Origin of the sequence: Acinetobacter sp. B51(2017) (assembly GCF_003711395.1) — a bacterium.
Lineage (GTDB): Bacteria > Pseudomonadota > Gammaproteobacteria > Pseudomonadales > Moraxellaceae > Acinetobacter.
In genome coordinates, this window is record NZ_PJRJ01000074.1 from 1 (window position 1) to 1,868 (window position 1,868).

Below are 1,868 nucleotides of genomic sequence, written 5' to 3' on the forward strand. Positions count from 1 at the left end.
GTAAAAATCAGCGTATTCAGCGCCATAAATCTTTAAAACAAATTGCCACACGAGGTAGAAGCTCAATGGGTTGGTTCTATGGATGCAAATTGCATGTATTGGTGGATGCTCAGGGTCAATTTATTCAGACCCAACTGTCGAATGGTCATACTTCAGATATCAAGCTTCTGCCAAGGCTTGCTCAAGGTTACATTGGTAAGATCTTTGGCGATCGCGGCTACATCAGTGAAATTGTAAAAGATAAATTAGCAAAGCAAGGTGTTGAATTGATTACATATCATCGCAAGAATATGCGACGAGTGCAGCTATCATCAAAGGATGAAATCATGCTGAGACAGCGCAATAAAATAGAGACGATCTTTAGCTTATTGAAGCAGCAATACAACCTAGTAAGCAGTCGCCATCGTTCTATTTCAGGTTATTTCGCAGGGATTTATGCATCACTCTGTGCTTATCAAATCTGTCATGAAAATAAGCCTCAATTTATAAAGATGTAAAATCAGGCTTATCCATGATTCGGGTTAATTAACCTCATATCAGAATATTCTAAAATTACAAGGCTTATGAAAATTCACGAAAACAAACTCAGGGATCTAATTTATACAAAATATGGAAAAAACTTTTTTGATCATATCAATACAAAACGCCAAAAAAGCAAAATCGATATGGAAGATTTATATGATTTCCCGCAAATCTTAAAAAAGCAAACTGAGGAAAAAATTAATTCTTTAATTCAAAAACTTGAGGATATAGAGTTTATGGGTCAGGAAATTCAACTTAAAAGAGAAGATGCTTCAACAACCCGAATTGACCTCATTGCTATGACTTTAGAACATGGTTTAGCAATTATTGAGTTAAAAAAATCGACTCAAACAGAAAGAGAAGCTTTCACAGAGTTATTAGCTTATTCACAATACTTTTGCAGCCTTTTCCATGGAGCATTAGAGACTACTTCTGTAATTTCTATTCTGATTGCTCCAATGCAAACAAGGATTGTACAGGATGCTTTCTTTCAAGAATTAATGTTAAACAACAAAAATATTATTGCTCTTATACCTAGACCAAATAGTACTGAAACTGATTTTCAATTTGACATCTACTACCCGTCAGATAATTTTTACACTACATTTACTAACTCTATATTCAATGATGCATCAATACATGTCTCCGCTTTAAGTTTTGAACTTGTGGATGGATGGATTGACTCATGGGAAAACAATAACAATACTAATAATGATTATGTCAAAGATGCTTTTAATACTATTAGCAGCAACATAGCATTTGAATTAGAAGCTAGAGGATATCATTCAATTGTATATGGTTCCCAACGTTGGAAAGAGCATCATGAATTATTCCCTTATCCTAATATAATTTACGTTGTGACACTTAATCCCTTTGCTTATGACATATGCGGAAAACATATTTGGTCACATGAAAGAGAATCAAGATTAAATAGCTTCGTACAGCAATTAAATTATTCAAATATAGATTTTTTGGGCTCTTCACGAACCCAATTTATTGAATCTTGTAATAGCGGTTTTGAAAATACTCTTTGGGGTGTCATTGCTCAGTCTTTTAGAAGTTCTTTCTTAAGCTCAAAAAAATCTGTTGATCATGAGTTTAGTAGTATAGGTTGGTCATATTACAAAAACTCAATGATAGAAAGTGTTTTTTTCCACCATTTTGATATTTTTCAAACAGGTATTTTCCGAAAAATCATCCTTGAATACATCCAGCAAATTGAATAGCCACCGATTTTGTAGACACCCTTTAGTTAGATAAAATGGCTAATTAACGAGGTGCTTATGAGCAGTAAACGATACCCTGAAGAATTCAAAATTGAAGCAGTAAAACAAGTCACTGAGAAA

The 1,868-nt window shown here is 33.6% G+C and carries 2 protein-coding genes; both read left to right on the forward strand.

The window, feature by feature from the left end; all coding sequences use genetic code 11:
* Positions 1-497, forward strand: a 497-nt coding sequence (locus CYK47_RS15115) for an IS982 family transposase (RefSeq protein WP_122902589.1), incomplete at its 5' end; no start/stop codon positions are given.
* A gap of 66 nt (positions 498-563) precedes the next feature.
* Positions 564-1,748, forward strand: coding sequence for a hypothetical protein (locus CYK47_RS15120; protein WP_122902590.1), 1,185 nt, complete (start codon positions 564-566; stop codon positions 1,746-1,748).
* The last annotated feature ends 120 nt before the right edge of the window (positions 1,749-1,868 follow it).

Excerpts from the sequence above, each read along its gene's own strand:
- CYK47_RS15120 (WP_122902590.1), top strand. The coding sequence starts at position 564 with ATGAAAATTCACGAAAACAAACTCAGGGATCTAATTTATACAAAATAT.